15 protein-coding genes are annotated in these 16,718 nt (G+C 68.1%); 14 read left to right on the top strand and 1 reads right to left on the bottom strand.

Translation table 11 applies throughout. The annotated features are described in order from the left end of the window. Positions 1 to 2: 2 nt before the first annotated feature. The 8 genes from NNJEOMEG_RS00455 to NNJEOMEG_RS00420 all read left to right on the top strand — a co-directional run bounded on the left by NNJEOMEG_RS00455 (position 3) and on the right by NNJEOMEG_RS00420 (position 8,683). Complete coding sequence (locus NNJEOMEG_RS00455) at positions 3 to 1,172, top strand: diguanylate cyclase (protein ID WP_173080245.1); 1,170 nt, start codon at positions 3 to 5, stop codon at positions 1,170 to 1,172. Between the two features lie 52 nt (positions 1,173 to 1,224). Continuing rightward, positions 1,225 to 2,130: a delta(1)-pyrroline-2-carboxylate reductase family protein gene (locus NNJEOMEG_RS00450; protein WP_173080243.1), complete on the top strand. Its 906-nt coding sequence runs from the start codon at positions 1,225 to 1,227 to the stop codon at positions 2,128 to 2,130. Positions 2,131 to 2,218: 88 nt separating this feature from the next. Further along, the gene (gene ettA, locus NNJEOMEG_RS00445) at positions 2,219 to 3,904 is read left to right on the top strand and encodes an energy-dependent translational throttle protein EttA (RefSeq protein WP_173080241.1); all 1,686 of its coding nucleotides are present in this window, start codon (positions 2,219 to 2,221) and stop codon (positions 3,902 to 3,904) included. 962 nt (positions 3,905 to 4,866) lie between these two features. After that, entirely contained in the window at positions 4,867 to 5,337 is a 471-nt protein-coding gene (locus NNJEOMEG_RS00440; protein WP_173080239.1) for a hypothetical protein, read from the top strand. A gap of 266 nt (positions 5,338 to 5,603) precedes the next feature. Continuing rightward, positions 5,604 to 6,308, top strand: a complete 705-nt coding sequence (locus NNJEOMEG_RS00435) for a DUF6125 family protein (RefSeq protein WP_173080237.1) — start codon at positions 5,604 to 5,606, stop codon at positions 6,306 to 6,308. Positions 6,309 to 6,344: 36 nt separating this feature from the next. Then, positions 6,345 to 7,847 carry a sigma-54 interaction domain-containing protein gene (locus tag NNJEOMEG_RS00430; RefSeq protein WP_173080236.1) on the top strand — a complete coding sequence of 501 codons (1,503 nt, stop codon included), beginning with the start codon at positions 6,345 to 6,347 and terminating at the stop codon, positions 7,845 to 7,847. Positions 7,848 to 8,099: 252 nt separating this feature from the next. After that, positions 8,100 to 8,429 carry a hypothetical protein gene (locus NNJEOMEG_RS00425; protein ID WP_173080235.1) on the top strand — a complete coding sequence of 110 codons (330 nt, stop codon included), beginning with the start codon at positions 8,100 to 8,102 and terminating at the stop codon, positions 8,427 to 8,429. A gap of 113 nt (positions 8,430 to 8,542) precedes the next feature. Further along, positions 8,543 to 8,683 (top strand): hypothetical protein, encoded by a 141-nt coding sequence (locus NNJEOMEG_RS00420; protein ID WP_173080234.1) that lies wholly within the window; start codon positions 8,543 to 8,545, stop codon positions 8,681 to 8,683. A 131-nt stretch (positions 8,684 to 8,814) separates the two neighbouring features. Here NNJEOMEG_RS00420 and NNJEOMEG_RS00415 read toward each other — a convergent pair whose 3' ends face one another. Beyond that, entirely contained in the window at positions 8,815 to 10,494 is a 1,680-nt protein-coding gene (locus NNJEOMEG_RS00415) for an FAD-dependent oxidoreductase (protein WP_235956778.1), read from the bottom strand. Positions 10,495 to 10,594: 100 nt separating this feature from the next. Between NNJEOMEG_RS00415 and NNJEOMEG_RS00410 the strand changes: the two genes are divergently transcribed. The 6 genes from NNJEOMEG_RS00410 (at position 10,595) to NNJEOMEG_RS00385 (ending at position 16,716) form a co-directional block, all read left to right on the top strand. Further along, positions 10,595 to 11,908, top strand: coding sequence for an O-acetylhomoserine aminocarboxypropyltransferase/cysteine synthase family protein (locus tag NNJEOMEG_RS00410; protein ID WP_173080233.1), 1,314 nt, complete (start codon positions 10,595 to 10,597; stop codon positions 11,906 to 11,908). Continuing rightward, on the top strand, positions 11,905 to 12,744 hold the full coding sequence (gene rsmA / locus NNJEOMEG_RS00405) for a 16S rRNA (adenine(1518)-N(6)/adenine(1519)-N(6))-dimethyltransferase RsmA (RefSeq protein ID WP_173080232.1): 840 nt from the start codon (positions 11,905 to 11,907) through the stop codon (positions 12,742 to 12,744). Before NNJEOMEG_RS00410 ends, rsmA begins: the two co-directional genes overlap by 4 nt. A 224-nt stretch (positions 12,745 to 12,968) precedes the next feature. Further along, positions 12,969 to 13,241, top strand: a complete 273-nt coding sequence (locus NNJEOMEG_RS00400) for an HU family DNA-binding protein (RefSeq protein ID WP_173080231.1) — start codon at positions 12,969 to 12,971, stop codon at positions 13,239 to 13,241. 298 nt (positions 13,242 to 13,539) lie between these two features. Beyond that, on the top strand, positions 13,540 to 13,740 hold the full coding sequence (gene rpsU / locus NNJEOMEG_RS00395) for a 30S ribosomal protein S21 (RefSeq protein ID WP_173081155.1): 201 nt from the start codon (positions 13,540 to 13,542) through the stop codon (positions 13,738 to 13,740). Between the two features lie 11 nt (positions 13,741 to 13,751). Continuing rightward, the gene (locus tag NNJEOMEG_RS00390; protein WP_173080229.1) at positions 13,752 to 14,198 is read left to right on the top strand and encodes a GatB/YqeY domain-containing protein; all 447 of its coding nucleotides are present in this window, start codon (positions 13,752 to 13,754) and stop codon (positions 14,196 to 14,198) included. Between the two features lie 160 nt (positions 14,199 to 14,358). Beyond that, positions 14,359 to 16,716 (top strand): endonuclease MutS2, encoded by a 2,358-nt coding sequence (locus NNJEOMEG_RS00385; protein ID WP_173080227.1) that lies wholly within the window; start codon positions 14,359 to 14,361, stop codon positions 16,714 to 16,716. Positions 16,717 to 16,718: the final 2 nt, after the last annotated feature.

Below are 16,718 nucleotides of genomic sequence, written 5' to 3'. Positions count from 1 at the left end.
CCATGGCCGCCAGACGCAGCAAGCCCGCCAAAGGCGACGCGCCGGCAGTCTGCGCCCGCGCGCTCCTCAAGGGCGAAGCCTCCCGCGAGGAACTTGCCCGGGGCCTGGCCGCACTGGCCGACGCCCACGGGGAACTTGTGCGCCGCTTCGAGAAGACCCTGCGCATCAGCGACACCTACCAGCTCCAGATCCGCGAGATGGCCTCCAACATGGAGCGCATGGCCGCCAAGGTCCGCCATCTCCAGGAACTCACGCTGCCCATCTGCGTGCAGTGCCGCAAGATACGACTTGACGACGACTACTGGCGTCAGATCGAAACCTTCCTGCGCGACAACGTGGACACCCTCTTCGCCCAGGCCCTGTGCCCCGAGTGCGTCCAGGCAGGGCACGACGCCCTGCGCGCCGGGAGCGAGAGCCGTCCCTCCTTCGGCACGCCCGCGCCGGTCGGCGCGAAGCCCCCGGCGCGCCTGACGCCCGCCGAGGAGGAGACCGTGCGCGAGATGCGCGCCCTGGCCGCGAAGGCCGCCGCCAGCGACCCCGAGCAGGGCGAACGCCTGGAACGCTTCGCGCAGCTCCACGCCAAGCTGGCCCGGCGCTTCGCCAAAACCGTGAGCATCAGCGACTCCTACCAGTCCCAGCTCAAGGATCTCTCCCTGCGCCTGGAGCTTCTGGCCCGCACCGACGTGCTCACGGGCCTGGTGAACCGCTGGGAGATGACCCACCGCCTGGACGTGGAGTACGCCCGCATGATGCGCCGCGGGGTTCCCTTCTCCATCGCCCTGGGCGACCTGGATACTTTCAAGCGTATCAACGACTCCCGGGGCCACGCGGCGGGCGACCACGTGTTGCGTTCCGTGGCGGGGGCCATGCGCGCCAACCTGCGCGCCGAAGACCTTTGCGCCCGCTGGGGCGGAGAGGAGTTCATGCTGCTCTTCTCCGACACCCCCCAGGAAGACGCCCTTGCCGCCGCCGGAAAAATCCTGGACGTGGTGCGCGGCCTGGAGCCGGAGTGGGAGGGCTCGAAGATCAAGGTGACCATCAGCTTCGGCGTGGTCCAGCTGCGCCCGGGCATGAGCCTGGACACCGCCTTCCGCCTCGCCGACGACGCCCTCTACGAGGCCAAGCGCCAGGGGCGCGACCGCGTGGTGGCCGCCTCCGGCGAATCACTCTGAGCCCCGGCCGCGCGCCGGGCAGCCGCGCCGGAGCCTCCGGCCGAGGAGCCCCATGACCCTCACCGTCCACGACGCCGCCGCCACGGCGCGCCTGCTCCCCTGGGCGCCCCTGGCCGACGCCGTCGCCGCCGTCCTGGCCCGCAAGGCCCGGGGCCTGGTGCACGCCCCCGAACGCCTGGCCCTGCCCCTGCCCGGAGGCGGCACGCTCCTGGTGATGCCCGCCTCCGACCCCGAACTGGCCGTGACCAAGCTCGTGAGCGTCTCCCCTGGCAACCCAGCCCGGGGCCTTCCGCTCATCCAGGGCGAGGTGGTGGCCCTGGACGCCGCCACGGGCGTGCGCCTGGGCGTGCTGGACGGCCCGGAGGTGACCGCGCGGCGCACGGCGGCGGCCTCGCTCCTGGCGGCGCAGCTTCTGGCACCGGACCCGGAAGGTCCGCTCCTGGTGGTGGGGGCGGGCGTGCAGGCCCTGGCCCACGCCATGGCCTTCACCGCGGTGCTGGGCGTGCGCGAGGTCTACGTGGCCGCGCGCTCGCTGCCCAGGGCCGAGGCGCTGGCCGACCGGCTGCGCGCCCTGGGGGCCGAGGCCCAGGCCGTGGCCTCGCCCTCGGCCGTGCTGGAGCGGGCCGCGCTGGTGGTCACGGCCACATCGAGCCCGGAGCCCGTGATCGGAGAGGGCGTCCGCGATGATGTCTTCCTGGCGGCCGTGGGCTCCTTCCAGCCGGAGCGGGCCGAAATCCCCGAAGCCCTGGTGCGCCGCTGCAGCCTCTTCGTGGACGACCTCGCCGCCGCGCGCGCCGAGGCGGGAGACCTGCTCCGCGCCGACATCGACTTCTCCCGGGTGACGCCCCTGGAGGCCGTGGAGGCGCGTCTTGAACTGTCCGGCCCCGTGCTCTACAAGGGCGTGGGCCACGCCGCCCTGGACCTGGCGGCGGCGCGCCTGGCCTTCCCGAGGCCCTGACCGGGGCCGCCTCGACAACGCAACGAAAATGAACGTCCCCCGGGCCGCGCGCCGGACCGGGGGCTCCAACCACGGACGTGACCAGACCATGAGCAACGAACCGAACAAGATCATCTATTCCATGATCCGGGTTTCCAAATTCCACGAGAAGAAACCCATCCTGCAGAACATCTCGCTGTCCTACTTCTACGGGGCCAAGATCGGCGTCCTGGGCCTCAACGGCTCGGGCAAGTCCTCGCTCCTGCGCATCCTGGCCGGAGTGGACAAGGACTTCCAGGGCGAGACCGTGCTGGCCCCCGGCTACACCATCGGCTACCTGGAGCAGGAGCCCCTGCTCAACGAGGAGCGCACCGTGCGCGAGGTGGTGGAGGAGGGCGTGGCGGAAACCATGGCCCTGGTGCGCGAGTTCGAGGAGATCAACGCCCAGTTCGCCGAGCCCATGGACGACGACGCCATGAACGCGCTCATCGAACGCCAGGGCCAGGTGCAGGAGAAGCTCGACGCCCTGGACGCCTGGGACATCGACTCGCGCCTGGAAATGGCCATGGACGCCCTGCGCTGCCCCCCGCCCGACACCCCCGTGAAGGTGATCTCCGGCGGCGAGAAGCGCCGCGTGGCGCTCTGCCGCCTCCTGCTCAAGAAGCCCGACATCCTGCTCTTGGACGAGCCCACCAACCACCTGGACGCCGAGACCGTGGCCTGGCTCGAACACCACCTGCACGACTACCCCGGCACCATCATCGCCGTCACCCACGACCGCTACTTCCTGGACAACGTGGCCGGCTGGATCCTGGAACTGGACCGCGGCCGGGGCATCCCCTGGAAGGGCAACTACTCCTCCTGGCTCGAGCAGAAGCAGGAGCGCCTGAAGAGCGAGGAAAAGGCCGAGCACGAGCGCCAGAAAACCCTGGAACGCGAGCTGGAGTGGATCCGCATGAGCCCCAAGGGCCGCCACGCCAAGGGCAAGGCGCGCATCAGCGCCTACGAGGCCATGGCCGCCCAGGAATCCGAAAAGGCCGCCAAGGACCTCGAAATCTTCATCCCGCCCGGACCCCGCCTGGGCAACAAGGTGATCGAGGCCCTGGGCGTGGCCAAGGCCTTCGGCGAGAGGCTCCTGGTGGAGGACCTGAACTTCCTCATCCCCCCCGGGGCCATCGTGGGCATCATCGGCCCCAACGGCGCGGGCAAGACCACCCTGTTCCGCATGCTCACGGGCGTGGAGAAGCCCGATTCCGGCGAGATCAAACTGGGAGACACCGTGAGCGTGGCCCACGTGGACCAGTCCCGCGACGCCCTCAAGGACGACATGACCGTCTGGGAGGCCGTGAGCGAAGGCAAGGACTCCTTCCCCCTGGGGCGGCGCGAGGTGAACTCCAGGGCCTACGTGGCGCGCTTCGGGCTCACGGGGCCGGACCAGCAGAAGAAGGTGAGCGTGCTCTCGGGCGGCGAGCGCAACCGGGTGTTCCTTGCGCGCATGCTCAAGAGCGGGGCCAACGTGCTGCTCCTGGACGAACCCACCAACGACCTGGACGTGAACACCATGCGCGCCCTGGAGGAGGCCCTGCTGAACTTCGCGGGGTGCGCCCTCATCGTGAGCCACGACCGCTGGTTCCTGGACCGCGTGGCCACGCACATTCTGGCCTTCGAGGGCGACTCCAAGGCCGTGTGGTTCGACGGCAACTATTCGGAGTACGAGGCCGACCGCAAAGCCCGCCTGGGCAAGGAGGCCGAACAGCCCCACCGTATCAAGTACCGCAAATTCGCGCGGGGCTGATCCTTTCCAGGAAAAATTCCTTAATTCTTTCGGCCCCCTGTCCGCAACGCGGCAGGGGGCCGTGTTTTTTTCGAGACGCCCCACTGGACAATCGGCCCGCAGGGGCCTATAAAGTAATCGTGTCCCAGGCGACTGTTGGATTCACCCGAACGGAGGGAAGACCGTTGGGCCAGTCGGATGAACAGCAGCATTTCACCAGGTAGAGCAGCCTCGGCCCAGGATACGAAAAACGATTGATCCGGGCAAACTAAGCGGAGTAACCGCACTGCTCTACAGATGAGGCACGCTCAGTTTTCAAACAACAGACCAAACGAAACGTTTCGATAACCTGAGACATGCAGCGCCCCGGCCGGAAACGGCCGGGGCGCTTTTTTTCGCGTTGTTCACCAATTCAAGAATTTTTTTTCAAACGCACTGGACAACCATGGGGACGAGGATTATTTTGAAATCGTACGAAGGCGACAGACGGATCAACCCGAACGGAGGGAAGTCCATTGGGCCAGTCTGACGAAGAACAGCAGAAACCAGGGTAGGGCACCAAGAAGCCGAAGGACGCAAACGCAGTCCAGGCACACTCAGCGGAGAATCCGCACAGCCCTACAGGCAAGGCAAAGCCGAATTTCGCATCAACAGATCAAGACAGCGTATGGTTGACCTCTACTGCGCCCCGTCCGCCTTCGGACGGGGCGCTTTCGTGTTCTCATGGCAGTGTGTTGCGTATCGTGGTGCGTGCGAATCCATGACCGTGCATCCCCAAGAGGAGGTTTGGGTTTTTAAGTATGCGGAAGTAGGGGGTTCCTACCTTCGCCCCCTCCGCGATTGGGCGTAATCCTGGTGCACTCGCGTCTGCCCCTTCGTCCCGAACGTCTTCTCAGCCGCAATCGACGGCACGTTCCGCGACGATGACCGTGGGCCGATGGCGCGGCATTGCGCACGAAGCACCCTGCGTGCACGGGGACATCATGCCGGATCATGACATCACGCTGAGACTTCTCGAACTGGAAGTGGCCCTGGACGGACAGCGCTGGCAGGAGGCGGCCAGGGCCATGGACACCATCTTCGCCCGCGTCCCCCTGGAGGACATCGACGCCTTCGCCGCCTCTGGCATGGTGGCCTACGGCAGGTGGATCGAGGTGCTGGTGCGCACGAGGCTTCATGTCACATCACCCCGGGCCAACCGCCTGCTCCAGGGGCTCCTGCGCAAGGTCTGGGACTGCACCTGCGTGGCCCAGCGGGGCCACCTGCTGAGCTTTTGGATGGCCGTGGCCGGGCTCACCTTCCGGCAGGCCGTGGACGAGCACACCCTGGGAGGCTGCATCGACAGCCTCTGCCGATGCACCAAGCTTCCGCGCGGCGAAGTGGAGGACGCGCTCCTCGCCCATGCCGAATTCGCCCACCGCCAGGCCGTCCACGCGGGAAGCGCCGTGCAGTAGGCGGCAGCGGCTCCGCGTTTCAACGGTGCGCGCCCTGCGGGAGACGGCTGGGCGGGCGACCATGCGGACCGGGCCGCACAGCAGGCGGATTTGGCCCGTCCGTCCGGAGCGGATGGGGGGGCGCTGGGCGGAGCTTCCAGGAAGCCCGCGGCCGTCGGAGCCTGTCCTGGCCTTCGGCGGCGCTCCGGTGTATGGGCTTGCGCGCGGGGCCAGCGCATCGACCGTCGCGCGCGGCAGGCGTTCCCCGGACCACCCCAGGAGCGCCCATGTCGGAAAACAAAGACCTTCTCGCCGCCTCCATCCTCGAAACCATCCGGCTCATGGCCGCCCACCACGGCCTCTGGTTCGCGGAAACCGTCCACCAGCACGGCATCGAACAGGCCCTCAAGGCCGAGGAGCACGCGGGCGGCCTGGTGTCGGAGATGGCCCTCAAGCGCCTGGGACACCAGGGCAACCCCTTCGCGACCCTGGACGAGGCCCAGCTTGCGGCCCTGCGCGAAACCCTGGCCAAGCTCTGGCTGGGCATGGACGGCGTGTGGTTCCAGGCCGTGGAGTCCCTGGAGGGCATGGACGCGGCCAAGCGCGTCAACGACACCTGCTGGGCGCGCTTCGCCCCCCTGGAGGCCCGCCGCTGGTCGGCCCTCTTGAAGCTCGTCCCTGGCGGCGGCCTGGACGCCCTGGAGGCCGCCCTGCGCATGCGCTTCGGCAGCATCGTCAACGAGGTGGCCTTCGAGCGCGAGCCCGAGGCCCTGGTGCTGCGCACGGTCACCTGCCGCGTGCAGGCCGCCAGGCGGCGCAAAGGCCTGGCCGACTATCCCTGCCGCTCGGCGGGCGTGACGGAGTATTCCGGCTTCGCCCGCTTCGTGGACCCCCGCATCCGCTGTGAATGCATCGCCTGCCCGCCGGACCCGATCCCGCAGGACACGTATTGCTCCTGGCGCTTCCGGTTGGTATCGGACACGAAGGACTAAGAACACGACCGCATCCCCGTCCGATCCGGAGACCCCATGTTCGCCAAGGTTCTGGATTTCACCCGCTCCATCTTCGAGGACATGGCCCCCGGGGCCTTCCAGCGCCGTTTCTTGGAGGCGCTGCTGGCCGTGCAGAACGTGGAGCGCGGCTCGCTCTGGGTCAAGCGCGGCGAGACCATCGCGTGCATTGAGGCCGCCGGGGAGCAGAGCGAGCGGATTCTCGGCGTGGAGATTCCCACGGGCCGCGCCAGCGTGGTGGGCTGGGTTATCGAGAACGCCCGCATGACCATCTCCGAACCCCTCAAGGACCCCCGCCATTACAAGGATCTGGAGCAGGGCCTCGCGGCCAAGAGCACGCTCATCCTGTGCTACCCGCTCATCCTGCGCGACGGCACGGTCTACGGGGCGCTGGAGCTCATCGACACCTCGGCCCAGGGCAGCCGCCTCAACCTGCGCAAGGACTTCCTGGAGGTGCTCGAACACCTGGTGGGCATCGGCTCCATCGCCCTTGGCCAAGCCCTGGCCTTCGAGCACAAGGAGCGCGAATGCCGGGGCCTCAAGACCGCCCTGGAGCGCTTCAAGGGCGCTCCTCCCATCGTGGGGCGCTCCCCGGCCGTGCAGGAGGCCATGAAAAAAGTGCACTCCTACGCCAGGACCGACTTCCCCGTGCTCATCACCGGCGAATCGGGCACGGGCAAGGAGCTGTTCGCACAGGCCATCCACCAGTCCAGCCCCCGCCGCGACAAGCCCTTCCACGTGCAGAACTGTTCGGCCATCCCCGAAACGCTCCTGGAGAGCGAACTCTTCGGCTACAAGAAAGGGGCCTTCACCGGCGCCGACCGCGACAAAACCGGCCTCTTCGAAGCCGCCTCGGGGGGCACGGTGTTTCTCGACGAGATCGGCGACATGGCGCCCTCGCTCCAGGCCAAGATCCTGCGGCTCATCCAGAACAGCGAGATCAAGCCCCTGGGCGGGGCGGCCGCGCGCACAGTGGACGTGCGCATCATCTCGGCCACCAACAAGAACCTTCAGCAGGCCATGGCCGAGAGCGAATTCCGCGAAGACCTCTTCTACCGCCTCAACGTGCTCCCCCTGCACCTGCCCCCCCTGCGCGAGCGCAGGGAGGACCTGGGCGAACTGCTCGACTACTTCCTCAAGGCCGACTGCCGCCGCATGGGAATCCCGGCCAAGCGCCTCGCCGCCTCGGCCAGGGAGCTGCTCCTGGACTACTGCTGGCCCGGCAACATCCGCGAGATGGAGAACGTGGTGAAATACATCCTCACCGTGGTGGAGGGCGAGGTGGTCGAGGCCACGGACCTGCCCGCCCACGTGAGCGCCGCTTCGCCGGAGACCCAGATGCCCAGGGACGCCGAGACGCCGGATCTCGCTGCCTGTACTTGGGAGGAGATGGAGCGCGCCTACGCCGCGAGCCTGCTTGAGCGCCACCGCTGGAACGTGAGCAAGGCCGCCAAACAGGCCGGGCTCAACCGCTCCACATTTGATTCCCGCCTGAAAAAACTGGGGATTTCCAAGATCTGAAGTCGTTCGGGAACGATTTGTTCGCTTCCCGACGGAAAGATGTAACCGCACGCCTCCGTTCCGAGACTTGAAAAGCAAGCCGCCCGTGGTGGTATATCGTCGATTTGACGTCCCGTCATATCCGGCGATTGAACCTTTTGGGACTGCCGCCGCCTTAGCTCTCCGGCATTGCTGATCCTTTTTGCGAGTTGCGCCCCTGGCCCGTTCGTTGCCTTCAGGGAAACAATCCCCCTCAAGGGAAAGGAGACCACCATGAAACGCGTCATGAAAAGCCTGGCCGCCACCGCCCTTTTGCTCTTGAGCATAGCCGTCCTGTCGGGAGGCGACGCATGGGCCTACAAGCGCAAGTCGTCGGTGACGGGGCAGGGCGGTCGCAGCGTCACACAGGACGTGAACGCCAACCGGACCGCCACCGGCTACCAGCGCTCGTCCACCACCACCGGGCCGCGCGACAATTCCGTGCAGACCCAGTCCTCGGGCAACTGGGACAGCAACACCAACACCTGGACCAAGGACAAGTCAGTCACCGGCCCCGGCGGCACGAGCAAAAGCTGGGAAAAGTCCACCACCGTGACGAAGTAGTCATGGCCGGAGCGCGATCGATGAGCCTCGACAGGTCCGGGAAGGTTTGTTAGATGGCTAACTAGGGCGGGCCGCACGGTTTGCGGCCCCGCCCGATCTAGGGAGTACCTATCATGAATGACATGCACATTTGGGACAGGCTGGGCAGCGCTGCAGCCGTTGCCCTCTGCTGGACGCTTCTCGCCGCGCTCACCGTGGGCGAGGCCCTGGACGCCCTGCGCGCGTGCGCGCATGCCCATCGCAGCCCCCACTAGTGCTGAAGGCAGGGACAGTTTGAGCGGCGCGTTGGCGATGGAGCGCGCCCGGCCTGCCGGAAGGCCCTTTGCGGTCCTTCACGGCGCGCCCGGCGGCTGGTTCCCCCGTGCGCGCCGCACGCTCCGCTGGATCAGGCCTTGGCCTGGGCCTCGCGCCGCTTGAGATCCTCGAAGACCGTGAGCGCGGCCGTGGCCCCCTGGCCCACGGCGGTGACGATCTGGCGCACGCCTCCGGTCACGTCGCCTGCCGCGTAGACCCCCTCCACGCTGGTGCGCATGGCCTTGTCCACCACGATGCAGCCGTCGGCGTCCAGGGCGCAGCCCAGGCGCACGGCCGCTCCGGTGTTGGGCGTCTGGCCCACGGCCACGAAGAGCGCGTCGGCCGGTTCCTCGGAGGTCTCGCCGGTCAGTGCGTCGCGCAGACGCACCGCACGCACCCGGTCCTGGCCGATCACGGCCTCCACGGTGCGGTGCAGGAGCTGGGGCACGTTTTCGCGGGCCAGTGAGTCCTGGAGGTGCTTTTCCGCGCGCAGTTCGCCGCGCCGGTGCACCAGGGCCACGTCCACCCCCAGGTTCTTCAGGTGCAGGGCGTCGGTGGCGGCCGTGTTGCCCCCGCCCACCACCAGAGCGCGGCGTCCCTTGTAGAAGTAGCCGTCGCAGGTGGCGCAGTGGCTCACCCCGCGCCCGAACAACTCCGCCTCGCCGGGGACCTCCAGCTTTCGCCACGTGGCCCCCGTGGCCACCAGCAGCGCCCGGGCCTCGATCTGGAGTCCGGCCGCCCGCGCGCGGACCACGCCGTCCTCCAGGGCAAACTCCGTGGCCTCGCCGTGCACGATCTCGCAGTAGAGCCTGGCCTGGGCGGCCATGATCTCCACCAGGGCCAGCCCCGCGATGTTAGCGAAACCCGGGTAGTTCTCCACCACGGGCGTGAGCGACACCTGCCCGCCGATCACCCCCTGCTCCAGCAGCAGGGAGCTCAGGCCCGCGCGTCCCGCGTAAATCCCCGCCGTGAGCCCCGCCGGGCCGGCCCCGAGGATCAAGAGGTCCACGCGCACCGTCTCGCCGGGCTTGTAGCGGGCGGGGCGGGGGGCCTCGCGCTGCTCCTTGAGCGAGACGAGCTCCGCCGCGAAGCGCTCCTCGGGTTCAAGGCCCAGCACGTCGAGCACTCCGTTGAAGTTGGTCTGGGGCACGCTGCCCACGCGGTGGCGCTCGCCCAGGTCCGGGGCCTGGCCGATCTCCACGCACCAGGCCTCCACAAGGTCCGGCCGCTCCAGGGCGCAGCGGAAGGCGTGCACGGCCTGGCCGGGGCAGTAGGGGCAGGTGGGCGTGACGAACACCTTGGCCACGCGCTCTTCCGTGAGCCCCGCCAGGATTTCCCGCGTGGTCTCGGTGAGACCCGAATCGCCCCGCGAGACCATGAGAAGGACCGCCAGGAACGTGCGGCCCTCCTCGCCCAGGGGCGCGCCCACGAAGCGCGCGCGCAGGCGCTCCGGCGCCACGAGCACGGTGGGGGAGTGGGTGACGCCGTGGCGCAGGGCCTCCTCGCCGCCCAGGACGTGCTCATGCACCAGGATGCGCTCGGAAAGCCGGGCCAGGTCGCGCAGGAAACCCAGCAGGAAGTGGTTGAACACGTCGTTTTCGCCTTCGCGGGTGAAGGCGTGGAGGTTCACGGGCTTGTCGAGTTGCTGGAAGAGGTGGCGCAGCTCGTCGCGGCTGCGCTCGGGAAGATGCCAGCCCTCGTCCCGGGCGTGGTTGTCCATGCTTGCGTCCTTGCCCGCCATGGCGGAGATGAGTTTCCTGAAGATGCCCATGGAACGGAACACTAGCCGAGGACGGCATCGGGGTTCAACACTCTTTTCTTTTCCCCGCGCGGCGGGTAGAGAATGGGTCACGACCATCAAGGAGCCAGCCATGAACACCAGGAAACCCGGCATCGAGACCCTGGCCCTGCACGCCGGGCAGACCCCGGACAGCCAGACCCGGTCCCGGGCCGTGCCCATCTACCAGACCACCTCCTACACCTTCCGCGATTCCGACCACGCGGCCGACCTCTTCGCCCTCAAGGAGGCGGGCTACATCTATTCGCGCATCATGAACCCCACCAACGAGGTGCTGGAGACGCGCCTGGCGGCCATGCACGGCGGCACTGCCGCCCTGGCCGTGGCCTCGGGCATGGCCGCCATATTCTACGCCGTCACGTCCATCGCCCAGGCGGGGCAGAACATCGTGGCGGGGTCCAACCTCTACGGCGGCACGGTGACGCTCTTCGCCCACACCCTCAAGCGCTTCGGCATCGAGACGCGCTTCGTGGAGTCCGCCGATCCCGCAAACTTCGCCCAGGCCATCGATGATAACACTCGCCTGGTGTTCACCGAGTCCATCGGCAACCCCCGCTGCAACGTGGACGACCTGGAGGCCATCGCCCGCGTGGCCCACTCCCGGGGACTGCCGCTCATCGTGGACAACACCGTCTCCCCGCCGCCCATCCTCAACCCCTTCGACCTCGGGGCCGACGTGTGCGTCTACTCGCTCACCAAAATGATCGGCGGCCACGGCAATTCCATCGGCGGGGCCATCGTGGAGAAGGGCGGGTTCGACTGGGTCGCTGGCGGACGCTACCCCGAGATCACCGAGCCCGACCCCACCTACCACGGCGTGAATTTCTTCAAGAGCTTCTGCGGGCTCGAGGAGGACCAGCTGCGCTGCATGGCCTACACCCTCAAGATCCGCTGCGGGCTCCTGCGCGACACCGGGGCCTGCCTTGCGCCCCTCAACGCCTTCCTGATCCTCCAGGGCGTGGAGACCCTGCCCCTGCGCGCCCGCACCCACTGCGAAAACGCCATGAAGGTGGCCTCGTTCCTGGCGACCCACCCGGCCGTGAGCTTCGTCAACTACGCCGGGCTCTCCGGCCACCAGGATTTCGAGCGCGCCAGGCGCTTCTTCCCCATGGGGCCGGGCGCGGTGTTCGGCTTCGGGGTGAAGGGCGGCATCGAAGCCGGACGCAAATTCATCGATTCGGTGAAGCTCTGCTCGCATCTGGCCAACATCCTGGACGCCAAGACCTTGGTGATCCATCCCGCCTCCACCACGCATTCGCAGCTCACGCCCCAGGAACAGCTGGACGCGGGGGTCACGCCGGACCTTGTGCGCATCTCCGTGGGCCTGGAGACGGCGGGCGACATCATGGCGGACCTGGACCAGGCCCTGGCGGCGAGCCAGTCGTGAGGCCGCGCAAGGAAAAGACCGCCCAGGGCGTTCGAGGAGGGGCCGCCTCCGGGAGCTTCGGGGGGCGGCCCAAGAAGAGCCTCGGGCAGAACTTCCTCACGGACCCCAACGTGGCCCGGCGGATCGTGGCTTCGCTCGGCGTGGAGCCCGGCGACGCGGTGCTGGAGATCGGCCCCGGTCGCGGCGCGCTCACGGGGTTTCTCATGGTGTCCGGGGCAGGGCGGGTGATGGCCCTGGAAAAGGACCGCGACCTGGCCCCGGAGCTGCCCCTGCGCTTCCCGGGGCTCTGCGTGGTGAACGCCGACGCCATGCGCTTCGCCTGGGACCGCCTGGACCGCCTGCCCCGCGTGCGCGTGGTGGGCAACCTCCCCTACAACGTGGCCTCGCCCATCATGTGGGACCTGGCCTGGCTCGCGCAGCGCTTCGCGCGGGCCGTGTTCATGGTGCAGCTGGAGGTGGCCGAGCGCATCGTGGCGGTTCCGCGGACGGGGGACTACGGTGGGCTCTCGGTATGGCTGCAGAGCTTCGTCACGCCCGCGAAGCTCTTCAAGGTGGGGCCCAACGTCTTCACGCCCAGGCCCAAGGTGGACTCGGCCGTGGTGGCCTTCACTCCGCGCCCCGTCAGTGAACGGCCCCGCGAGCCCGGACGGCTGGCGCGGTTCATCAAGCGCATTTTTTCCATGCGGCGCAAGCAGTTGGGACGCATCCTGGGGGCGGACCTCACCCCCGGGGCGGGAGACTTCCTGGAGTCCCAGGGGCTTTCGCCCCGCTGTCGCCCCGAGGAACTCACGCCGGGCCAGATCCTTCTGCTCATGAACGCCATGGGCGACGCTTGATTCCCAAAACCGCGCAAAGGGGGGGCAAAGGGCCCCCCAAAAGCCCAGGAGGCCGCAAAAACAGGGCATTCCCGCTGGACAACACCCCGTGATTGCTATAAGCCTGACCCGTCTTCCGTTCGTCTGGCTTTGCGGCCGGATGGTCGGTCAGGATACATGTTTTCGCCTGCTAGCCCCGATGCGCCGAGGGCGTATCGCAACAGAACCCGAGGAGGAGAGGACCGATGACGAAGGCTGACCTGGTAGTCAAAATCGCTGAGAAGGCCGGCATCACCAAAGCCAACGCCGAACGCGCCCTGAATGCTTTCCTGGACGCCGTGGAGGGTACGCTGGTTTCCGATGGGAAGCTGACCCTGACCGGCTTCGGCACCTTCCTGGTGGAAGAGCGCCAGGCCCGCACCGGCCGCAACCCCCGTACCGGCGCCGAGATCAAGATTCCCGCCTCCAAGGTGGTGAAGTTCCGCCCCGGCAAGCTGCTCAAGGATTCCGTGAAGTAGTTCTGCGGACGGCATCGCCGTCCGGGGCTCGGCGCTTCTCCAAAGCGCAGCCGCACGGAACGCCGGCAGGCGCGGAAAACCGCCGGCCGTTCGGGGGGTGGCGGCGCGAAGAGATTTGAGCAACGGGGCCTTACTGCTGGGATACGCCAGATCGCCGCCCGGTCGCAAGGCCGGGCGGTTTTTCGTCCGGCGTGACAATTAACACTTGAAATGCCGGGGCGTGTGGGGTATCAACCCATCTTTGCCTGGAATATATTGGGTGTCCGGCACGGCCGGACCGAACGAGGGGGTGATCTCTTTGCCCGGTGTCTATCTTGAAGAATCCGACAACTTCGACATCTCCCTGCGCCGTTTCAAAAAGCAGGTGGAGAAGGCCGGCATCCTCTCGGAGCTGAAGAAACGTCAGCACTACGAAAAGCCGAGCGTCATGCGCAAGAAGAAGAAGGCGGCCGCCCGCAAGCGTCTGCTCAAGAAAATGCGCAAGATCAACCAGATGTAGAGAACCCCATCATGAGCCTGCTCCAGCGGATCGAACAGGACTGCCTGACCGCCTACAAGGCCCATGACGAAATCAAGGTGGCCGTCTTGAGGATGCTCAAGACGGCCGCCAAGAATCGTCAGGTGGAACTCCTGCGCCCCCTTTCCGATGAGGAGGTGCTCGAGGTCGTGGCGCGGCAGGTGAAGCAGCGCCTGGAGTCCGTGGAGCAGTTCCGCAAGGCCGGACGCGCCGAGATGGCCGATCGCGAAGAGGCCGAAATGGTCGTGCTCAAAGGCTATCTCCCCGAGCAGCTCTCCGCCGATGCCCTGGCGGCCGCCGTCGAGGAGGCCGTGGCCCAGACCGGGGCCGCCTCCATGAAGGACATGGGCAAGGTGATGCAGGCGCTCATGGCCCGGCACAAGGGCCGCATCGACGGCAAGGCCACCGGCGAACTCGTCAAAGCCAGGCTCTCCTCCTGAGGCCCTGGCCTTCGGGAGCGTCGTCCCCACGCGAAGCCGCGCCGCACGCTGCGGCGCAACCGGTCGGACCGTCATCCATTCGGGGCCTCGCATGAATCCTCGTCCTTTGCGCCGCGACGAATCCCAGCGTCCAGGGCGTCCCTCCGCGAGCTGATCCCACATGCACTCCCGCGCACTCATCCAGTTGGAATTCAACAAGGTTCTGGCCCATCTCGCCCGGCTTGCCGTCAGCGAGCCCGGGGCGGACGCCTGTCTCGCCGTGGCCCCCATGGAGGACCCGGCCGAACTGTTCCGCGCCCAGGAACTCCTGCGCCAGGCCCGGGCCTGCGCCCAGGAGACGGGCCTGCGCTCCAGGGCCTTCCCCTCCCTGGAAGGCGTGCTGCGCTATCTGGGCCAGGCCCACCGCGTCCTGGACGCCGACGGCCTCTGGGCCGTGCGCGAGGCCCTGGACGCCGCCCACGCCCTGCGCGAGCACTTCTCCGGCAGTCAGGACCCCGTCCGTTGGCAGCTCCTGGCCGAAACCGCCCTGGAAGCCCCCTGGCCCCAACGCCTGCACCAGGCCCTCAAGCGCTGCCTGGCCCGCGACGGCGGCCTGCGCGACGAGGCCAGCCCCGAACTCTTCTCGGTGCGTCAGGAAATCCGGCGCATCCACCAGCGCTGCACCAGCCAGGTCAAGGATTTCGTCTCCAAGGAGGGCCTCACGGTCTACCTCCAGGACGACTTCATGACCATCTCGTCCGACCGCTACGTGCTGCCCCTCAAGACCAACTTCAAGGGCCGCGTCCAGGGCATCATCCACGACTACTCCCAGACCGGGGAGACCTGCTACGTGGAGCCCCTCTTCCTCGTGGAGGTGAACAACCGCCTCCAGGAGCTCAAGCGCGAGGAGCGCGAGGAGGAGCAGAAGGTCCTGGCCTTCCTCACGGATTTGGCGCGACAGGAGGAGGACGCCCTGCGCGCCGCATACTCCCTGGCCGTGGAGTTCGACGTGCTCCTGGCCAAGGCCGAGCTGGCCTCGCTCCTGGACGGCCACGCCCCCGAGGTGGGGGGCGAGGGCTCCGTGGAACTCTTCGCCGCGCGCCACCCCCTGCTTGCCCTGGCCGACCCGCGCAAGGCCCGGCCCGTGGACATCCTGCTCAAGCCCGAGCAGCGCGCCCTGATCATCAGCGGAGCCAACGCGGCGGGCAAGACCGTGTGCCTGAAGACCCTGGGCCTCACGGCCCTCATGGCCCTGGCCGGTCTGCCCGCGGCCTGCCGCGAAGGCAGCCGCATCCCTTTCTGGAGCGCCGTGCACGTTTTCATGGGCGACGAACAGAGCCTGGAGGACCACCTCTCCACCTTCACGGCCCAGATCAGCCATCTGAGCGCCGTTTGGGGCGAACTGGGCTCCCATTGCCTGGTGCTCCTGGACGAGTTCGGCGCCGGCACGGACCCGGCCCAGGGCGCGGCCCTGGCCCAGGCCGTGGTGGACAAGCTTCTGGAAAAGGGCGCGTTCGCCGCCGCCGCCACCCACTTCCCGGCGCTCAAGGCCTATGGGCTCACCAAGCCCGGGGCGCGCTCCGCCTCCATGCTCTTCGACCCCTCCAGCAAGAAACCCCTCTACGTGCTGGCCTACGACCAGGTGGGCGCTTCCGTGGCCCTGGACGTGGCCCGCGACTGCGGCCTGGACGACGCCGTGCTGGAGCAGGCCCAGAAGTACCTGCTCCTGGGCGGCGAGGACTCGGGACGCCTCTTCGAGCGGCTCAACGAGCTGGCTCTGGAGCGCGAGCGAGAGATCCAGACGCTGGCCAAGGAGAAGCTCAAGCTGGAGGAGCGCCGTCGCAAGCTGGCAGAGACCTTCGAGAAGGAGCGGGGAAGGCTTCTTGAAGAGCTTCGCCAGCAGGCTCGCGTCATCCTGCGCCAGGCCGAGCAGGAGAAGATCGGCCGCAAGCAGGCCCTGAAGGACCTGGCCGAGACCCGCCGGGCCGTGGAATCCCTGGGACGCGAAGAGGCCGCCGTCCAGGCCCCGGCCGCCCCGGCCTGGAGCTGGGAGGACGCCCTCCCCGGGGCGCGCGTGCGCCTCAAGGGCTGGGACAAGGCGGGCGTTGTGCGCGAAAAGGATGACAAGCGCCGCGCGCTCAAGGTGGACATGGGCGGCGTGAGCCTCTGGGCCGCCTTCGAGGACGTTTCGCCCCAGGCCGCCGCCTCCGCGCCCCCGGCCGCCGCGAAGCCCCGCGCCGCCTCGGCGCAGACCCAGGAGGCCGGACGCCAGGAGGCCCCCTCCGGCCCGTCCGGTCCGGCCATGGTGGTGGACCTGCGCGGGCTGCGCGCCGACGCGGCCCTCTCGGAACTCGGCAGCGCCCTGGACAAGGCCATCCTGCGCGGCGTGGGCTCGCTGGAGGTGGTGCACGGCCGGGGCACGGGCGCCTTGCGCCGCGAGGTGCACGCCTTCCTGAAGGACTTTCCCGCCGTGGCCTCCTTCGCCCTGGCCAACGAGGAGCGCGGCGGAGACGGCATGACCATGGTGGAACTGAAATAGAC

This window comes from Fundidesulfovibrio magnetotacticus, from assembly GCF_013019105.1.
Classification (GTDB): domain Bacteria; phylum Desulfobacterota; class Desulfovibrionia; order Desulfovibrionales; family Desulfovibrionaceae; genus Fundidesulfovibrio; species Fundidesulfovibrio magnetotacticus.
The sequence above is the reverse complement of the archived record's forward strand: the minus strand, read 5'-3'. Positions and strand labels throughout refer to the sequence as shown.